The organism is Achromobacter semiaridum (genome assembly GCF_053543755.1).
Map to the genome: position 1 here is coordinate 37,816 of NZ_JBLVOL010000022.1, position 7,501 is coordinate 45,316.

At 67.4% G+C, this 7,501-nt stretch carries 6 protein-coding genes; 4 read left to right on the forward strand and 2 right to left on the reverse strand.

What is annotated here, in order from left to right:
* The first annotated feature begins 96 nt into the window (after positions 1-96).
* The 4 genes from ACNPP0_RS07920 (at position 97) to phoU (ending at position 4,952) form a co-directional block, all read left to right on the forward strand.
* Positions 97-1,626 carry an amidase gene (locus ACNPP0_RS07920; protein ID WP_448705554.1) on the forward strand — a complete coding sequence of 510 codons (1,530 nt, stop codon included), beginning with the start codon at positions 97-99 and terminating at the stop codon, positions 1,624-1,626.
* 20 nt (positions 1,627-1,646) lie between these two features.
* Positions 1,647-3,353 (forward strand): isovaleryl-CoA dehydrogenase, encoded by a 1,707-nt coding sequence (locus ACNPP0_RS07925; RefSeq protein ID WP_448705555.1) that lies wholly within the window; start codon positions 1,647-1,649, stop codon positions 3,351-3,353.
* Between the two features lie 39 nt (positions 3,354-3,392).
* Positions 3,393-4,079, forward strand: a complete 687-nt coding sequence (gene rpiA, locus ACNPP0_RS07930) for a ribose-5-phosphate isomerase RpiA (RefSeq protein ID WP_332613481.1) — start codon at positions 3,393-3,395, stop codon at positions 4,077-4,079.
* Between the two features lie 150 nt (positions 4,080-4,229).
* Positions 4,230-4,952: a phosphate signaling complex protein PhoU gene (gene phoU / locus ACNPP0_RS07935; RefSeq protein WP_332613482.1), complete on the forward strand. Its 723-nt coding sequence runs from the start codon at positions 4,230-4,232 to the stop codon at positions 4,950-4,952.
* Positions 4,953-5,082: 130 nt separating this feature from the next.
* Here the strand turns inward: phoU and ACNPP0_RS07940 are convergent, their stop codons facing one another.
* Both ACNPP0_RS07940 and ACNPP0_RS07945 read right to left on the reverse strand, forming a co-directional pair.
* A complete protein-coding gene (locus ACNPP0_RS07940; protein WP_448705556.1) occupies positions 5,083-7,032 on the reverse strand; it encodes a phosphocholine-specific phospholipase C in 1,950 nt (649 codons plus the stop codon).
* Positions 7,033-7,167: 135 nt separating this feature from the next.
* Positions 7,168-7,440, reverse strand: a complete 273-nt coding sequence (locus tag ACNPP0_RS07945; RefSeq protein WP_006218476.1) for an oxidative damage protection protein — start codon at positions 7,438-7,440, stop codon at positions 7,168-7,170.
* Positions 7,441-7,501: the final 61 nt, after the last annotated feature.

A 7,501-nucleotide genomic window follows, 5' to 3' on the forward strand; every position in this document is an offset into this window, starting at 1 on the left:
CCGCCCCGCTCGCGGGGCCGGCTTGTTGCTGACGCGGACTGTCGATATCCTGGCATGTGCGGCATTTCGCCGTCGAACCCCTGGAGCATCGCAAGCATGAGCACCGCTGACCGCCATGATTCCTCATCCCTCGACGCGACGGCGCTGGGCGCCGATATCGCCCAGGGGGTCACTACCGCGTTTGCTGCGATGCAGCAGGCCGTGGAGCGGGTAGCGACGCGCAATCCCTCCATCAACGCCGCGTGCGGCGTCCAGGCCGACACCGGCTTGCGGCTGGCCCAGGCGCTGGACGACGAACTGGCCGCCTTGTCCCCCGAACAACGGCTGGCGCAGCTGAATACCCGGCCCTTCCTGGGCGTGCCGACCTTGCTCAAGGATCTGGGCACGGCGGCGCTAGGCCTGCCCAGCGCCATGGGGTCGGTGCTGTACGGGCAGGTGCAATGGGACGTGGACGCCGAAATCGTCAAGCGTTACCGCCGCGCCGGGCTGATTCCATTCGGGCGTACCACCAGCGCCGAATTGGGCCTGAGCCCCACCACCGAATCCCCCGTCTACGGGCCTCCCACCCAAAACCCCTGGAAGGCCGGCCATAGCGCGGGCGGGTCCAGCGGCGGCGCGGGCGCGGCGCTGGCCAGCGGCATGGTTCGCATTGCGCACGGCAGCGACGGCGGCGGGTCCATCCGCATCCCCGCCTCTTGCTGCGGCGTGCTGGGCTTGAAGCCGTCTCGGGGGTTAATGCCCCTGGGACCGTTGAAGGGCGAAGGCTGGGGCGGCCTGGCCACCGAACACATGATGACGATTTCGGTGCGCGATTGCGCCGCGTCGCTGGACATCAGCGCGGGGGCCGACGTGGGCGCGCCCTACGCCGCGCCGGCGCTGGCCACGCCTTCGTACCGAGCCGTCGTGGCCCGCGTTGCCGCCGACCCGTACAACGCGCCGCGCCGCCGCATCGCTTTCATCAACACCACCTATGAAGGCGGGGCAATCCACCCCGAGGTTGCCGCCACCGTTGACGAAGCCGCGCGCTTTTTTGCGTCGCTGGGGCATGAGCTGATCCCGGCGCTGCCGCCCGTGGGCTCGGAAGAGGTGCTGTCGCCCATGCTGCCGCTTATCGCCAGCGCCGCCGCCAACGCCATCGACGGCTTCGTGGCCGCGCGCGGGCGCCGGCTGGCCGCCGACGAATTGCAACCCACCACCTTGGGCGCGCGGGAATACGCCCGGGCCATTTCGGGCGCGCAGTACGTGGCATGCGTGGACACCTGCCACGAAATCACCCGCCGCATCGGCCGCTTCCTGCATCGCGATGGCGCCCAGGGGCATGACCTTTTCCTGAGCCCGGTGTTGGCGCAGCCGCCGGCGCCGCTGGGCCGTTACGCCATGGACAACGCCGACTACCTGGCCTACCGTCTGGGCAAGAAGGGCGTGATCGGCTATTCGCCGTTCGCGCCCTTGGCCAACCTGACCGGCATGCCCGCCATCTCGATTCCGTTCGGCATGTCCTCCGACGGCCTGCCCATCGGCATCCAGGTGATGGGCGCGTTGGGCAGCGAAGCGTTGCTGCTGGAATTGGCAGCGCAGGTTGAAGCCTTGCGGCCGTGGGCACAGGTGGCGCCGATGGCCAGATAGTCTTTCATTCAGGAGCCGCCATGTCTTCCTTTGCCACGCGGGTTACGTCCGCACCGTCTGCCGCGTCCGCCACATTTGCCACGCACACCGTGCAGAACCAGGTTCCCGTACTGGAAGACTATTCGTTGTACGACACCGACCCCGCCTTGCAGGAGGCGGTGCGGCGCGAAGGCGCAGAGGCCTGGCACGGTGACCTGGCCGCGCACGGGGCGTGGCTGGGGCGCGCGCAAACCCTGGAGGCGGGGCACGAAGCCAACCGCTGCCCGCCCCGGCTGATTGCGTATGACCGTGGCGGACATCGCATTGATCACGTGGAATTTCACCCGGCCTGGAATCTGCTCATGAGCGGCATCCTGGCGCGCGGCTTGCACAGCCGCGCCTGGGCGCAACCGACGCCCGGCGCACAGGTGGCGCGCGCCGCCGCCTATCTGATGCAAGGGCAGGTCGAGGCCGGCACGCTATGCCCCACCACGATGACGTTTGCCGCCGTGCCGCTGCTGCAACGCGAGCCCGCCGGCGCGGTGGACTTTGCCGGGCAATGGATGCCCGCGCTGTATTCACGCGATTTCGATCCGGCGGATGCGCCCCTGGCCGTCAAGCGCAGCGCGTTGATCGGCATGGGCCTGACCGAAAAGCAGGGGGGGTCCGACCTGCGCGCCGTCACCACCCGAGCGGCGCCCCTGGGCACACCGGGTCGGGGCAACGCGTATCAGCTGGTGGGCCACAAGTGGTTTTTTTCGGTGCCGCAGGCGGATGCCCACCTGGTGTTGGCACAGACGGACGAAGGGCTCAGCTGCTTTTTCGTGCCCCGCTGGATACCGGACGGGCCGCGCAACGCCATTCGGGTACGCCGCTTGAAAGACAAGCTGGGCAATCGCAGCAACGCCAGCGCTGAAGTTGAATTTGAAAATGCCTGGGGCGTCATGGTGGGCGAACCCGGGCGCGGGCTGGCGGTGCTGCTGGAAATGGCGGCCACCACGCGGCTGGACTGTGTGCTGGGCAGCGCGGCGCTGCTGCGCCAGGCCGTGGTGCAGTCGCTGCATCATGCGCAATATCGGCATGCCTTCGGCAAACCGCTGATTGCGCAGCCGCTGATGCGCAACGTGCTGGCCGACCTGGCCCTGGAAAGCGAGGCGGCGATGGTGTTGGCGTTGCGGCTGGCCCGCGCCGTGGACGAACGCGCCGACGCGCAGGCCCGCGCGTTGGTCCGTGTGGGCACGCCCGCCGCCAAGCTGTGGGTGTGCAAGCGCGCCATCAACGCCATCTCGGAATGCATGGAAGTGTGGGGCGGCAACGGCTATGTGGAAGAAGGGCCGATGCCGCGCCTGTACCGCGAGGCGCCCGTCAATTCCATATGGGAAGGCTCGGGCAATGTCATGGCGCTGGATGTGCTGCGCGCCTTGCAACGCGAGCCCGATGCCATGCCGGCTTTGGAACGCGAATTCGCGCCGGCGGCCGGCCATGCGGGCTTTGGGCGCGCACTGTCTGCTTGGCGCGCGCTGCTGGCCGACCCGGCGCGGGCCGAATTCCAGGCGCGCCGCATCGCCTGCGGCCTGGCGCGGTTGTGGCAGGCCGCAATGCTGATCCAGCATGCACCCTCGGCCGTTGCCGAGGCGTTCGTGGCCAGCCGGCTGCAAGCAGGCGGCGGGGTGTTCGGCGAACTGGGGCCGGACACCGATACGGCGGCGATCCTTGCGCGTGCGTGGCCGCCCGCCGCCGCATGCTAAATTTCCTGGCTTGAACAACCTTCCCGCATTCTTCCCGCCATGCTCTCCCAGCAAGAACTCAAGCAACAAGCCGCCGACGCCGCCCTGCAATTCGTTGAACAGGTCGCGGGCCCGGACGTCATCATCGGCGTGGGCACGGGCTCGACGGCCGATCTGTTCATCGACGGCCTGGCGCGTTTCAAGGGCCGCATCGGCGGCACCGTCGCCAGCTCTGAGCGCAGCGCGGCACGCCTGGCCGGCCACGGCCTGAAGGTGCTGGACCTGAACGATGTGTCGACCATGCCCATCTACGTGGACGGCGCCGACGAAATCGACGCGGACCTGTCCATGATCAAGGGCGGCGGCGGCGCGCTGACGCGCGAGAAGATCGTGGCCTCGGTGGCCGAACGTTTTATCTGCATCGCCGACGAATCCAAGCTGGTCCAGACGCTGGGCAAGTTTCCGCTGCCGCTGGAAGTAATTCCGATGGCGCGCGAATCCGTGGCGCGCGCCCTGACGGCCCTGGGTGGCCAGCCGCGCCTGCGCGAGGGATTCGTCACCGACAACGGCAACATCATCCTGGATGTGTCGGGCCTGGCCATCTCGGATGCGCGCGCGTTCGAGGCGCGTGTCAACAACCTGCCCGGCGTGGTCACGTGCGGCCTGTTCGCGCTGGCCGGCGCCGACGTGGCGCTGCTGGCCACGCAATCGGGCATCCGCCGCCTGGACCGCCAGCCTGCGCATTGATCTTGCCGCTCCGCCCGGCCTTGCCGGCGGCGGGGCCCCGATTCATAATCCTGTCACACTCGGGTCATAACCTTGCCGGTTGTGCAGGCCCATCTCGTAACTCTTCTAATTCGGGGCAATGCAATGAGATCAACCACGCAGGGAGCCCGGATGACGGAGCATACAAACAAGCAGTTCGACGCCGATCTGGAAAGCGTCCGTTCGCAGTTCTTGCAAATGGGCGGCTTGGTGGAAGCCATGATCCAGGAAGCGATCGACGCGCTGGCCACCGGCGACCTGTCGCTGGTGGAAAAAGTCCGTGAGCGGGAAAAGGAAGTCAACCGCCACGAAGTCGAGATCGACGAGAGCATCAGCCGCATCCTTGCCCGGCACCAGCCGACCGCGATCGACCTGCGCATGCTGATGGCCGTGTCCAAGATGCTGACCGACATGGAACGCTCGGGCGACGAGGCCGAGAAAGTCGCCACCGTGGCGCGCCGCATCCACGAGGCCGAACTGCGCCACATTCCCGTGATCGAACTGCGCCACATGGCCGCCGCCGTGCGCACCATGCTGCATCAGGCGCTGGACGCGTTTGCCCGCCTTGACCCGATCCAGGCCGCCGCCGTCGTGCGCAGCGACAAGGAAGTGGACAAGGAATGGAAGGGCGCGCTGCGTCACCTCATTACCTACATGATCGAAGACCCGCGCACCATTTCGCGCGCCATCGACATGATCTTCATTGCGCGTGCGCTGGAGCGCATCGGCGACCACGCCAAGAACATGTGCGAACGCGTGATCTACATGGTCAAGGGCGCCGACGTGCGTCACACGGGCGTGAAGAACACCGAACGCCTGGCGCGCGGTGAGGAAGAGTCGAAAGACGACGCGTAAACGCGAAACACGACCGCAGGCGGCGACGCAGGCGAACAAACAGAAAACCCGACGCATCGCGCCGGGTTTTTTTTTGGGGCCTACGCCGCCGCGTATCGCACCGCACCGCAGCGCATCGCATCGCATCGCACTACAGCGGCAGCACCGCCCCTTGGCACAACCGCGGGTCGGGCACGCCGGGCTTGCCGGCGTCGATGCGCCCCGCAAGCCTGCGCCCGAAAGCCGGCATGGCGGGCGCGCTGATATGCAGGTCGTACCAGCCTTCACAGCCCACGTACTTCAATTCCAACGCGCCGCCCGCCTGCACATGCGCCATCGTGCGCCAGCCGTCGCCCATGTTCGATTCCAGCTTGACCGGTTGCGGCGTATCGCTGCGGTTGACCAGCCGGATGCGCAGGCCCGAAGTCACCGGCACCAACTGCGCCTCCAGCATGCCGCCGTCGCGCGCATCGCCCTTGAATTGGCGATGAAACCCGTCCGGGCCCAGCAGCCACAGATCGTAGACGCCGCCCGCGCCCAGGCGCCAGCCGTCGTCCAGCCGGGCGCCGGGGCCGATGGTGTAGCGCCGGGGGGCGCGCGCCAGCTCGTGGCGGTCGTAAACGTGCAGCACGGCGGCCGCGCTGCCGGGGTTGCGCAGGGTCAGCCGATAGTGCTCGGCGTCGGCCGTCATGCGGCCCACGGCTTCCAGCGCGTACGGCAGCGCACACGCGTGGCGGTTGCTGTCGGGATGGTGCGGGCCCCGGTCGCCGCTGAAATCGAACGCGGATGTCAGGTCACCCGCCACGGCCCGCCGCCATGCGCTGATATTCGGTTCGGCCACGCCAAAGCGCGCTTCAAGAAAGCGGATCACCGAGGTGTGATCGAACACCTGCGAATTGACCCAGCCGCCACGGCTCCAGGGCGAGACCACCAGCATCGGCACGCGCGGCCCCAGCCCGAAAGCGCGGCCGTGCAGCGCGGCGGGATCTTCCGGCGCGGCGCTGGGTCCGCATCGGGCGTCGTGGTATTCGCCGTCCAGTTCCACCGTGGACAGGCCGCCCGAAACGCCGTCGCTGTGGCGCGCGGGGGGCGCCGGCGGCGGCGCGTGGTCAAAGAAGCAATCGTTTTCGTCATAGGTGACGAGGAATACGCAGCGGCTCCAGGTGTCGGGGTTGCTGGTCAGGATGTCCAGCACGCGCTCGGTGTAGGCGCCGCCCTGTTGGGGCGATGACACTTCAGGATGCTCGGAATCCGCGGTCGGCGCGATGATCCACGACACGGCCGGCAACTGGCCCGTTGCCACGTCGCGCGCCAGATCGTCCAGCGTGTGGGTGGACAAGGCGCGGTCGCGCAGCGGCGCCGATTCCGCGCCGCTGGCGTAGGCCGCGCGATACTGCCGGAAGCCTGCCAGCGGGTTGTCGTGAAAGTTGTCCGCCATGTCCTGGTAGATGCGCCAGTCCACGCCGGCGTCTTGCAGGCGTTCGGGGTAGGTGGTCCAGCGATAGCCGGCGGCGGCGGGGCCAAGCCTGTCGTGGGTGTTCACCAGCGCCGGGCCGCCGGCCGCGCCAGTGGGGTCATTCGTGCCGGTCCACAGAAACAAGCGGTTGGGATTGGTGCCTGCGTGCAGCGAACAGTGGTAGGCGTCGCACACGGTGAATGCATTGGCCAGGGCAGTCTGGAATGGCACGTCCTGGCCGGTGTAGGCGCCCAGCCCCAGGCGGCCCTTGGCCGATAACCAGTGGTCCATGCGGCCGTCGTTCCAGGCGTCTTGCGCATCAAGCCAGGTGTGCGGCGTGATATAGCCCACGGGTGTGTCGCTGGCATGTTCCGCGCGCAGCGCATAAGGGCGGCAAGTGGCGGCGCCGTCGGTTTGCGTCAGCACGTTGCCCCCGAGGGTGGGCACGGGGTGGGGATCGGCAAGGCCTCGCACGCCGGGCAGTGTGCCGAAATAATGATCGAACGACCGGTTTTCCTGCATCAGGATGACAACGTGCCTGACATCGCGCAACGTACCCGTCTGGCGATCGGGTTCGATCTGCATGGCGCGCTGGATGGACGATGGCGGATCGGCGGGGAGAGGCAAGCGCGATTCTTCTTTCATGACAGCATTAATACGGCCGGCAAACTTCGATCTTAAGGGCGGCTTCAGCTTGCGTGTCCGCGATCACGCGTCAGCGGCCAAAATGCAAAGCCCCTCGCGAACGAGGGGCTTCGTGATGGGCCGCCGAGTGCCGGATCAGGCCGACGGCGGAACGTAGCCGTGGGCTTCGACGGTGCCGTCTTCGAACAGGAAGCGCTCCATCTGTTCCTTCAAGTACTTGCGGGCGCGGGCGTCAGCCAGGTTCAGGCGGTTTTCATTGACCAGGCGCGTCTGGATCGCCTTCCATTCTTCCCAGGCTTCCTTGGAAATGCTCTGCCAGATCTTCGTGCCGAGTTCACCGGGGTAGGGGGGGAAGTCCAGCCCTTCGGCTTCACGCTTCAATTTCACACAGTTGACGATACGGGACATGGTTCGCTGCCGAATAAGGAATAACGCCGTATTTTAGCGGGCTTGGCGCGGCTAGGGCGCC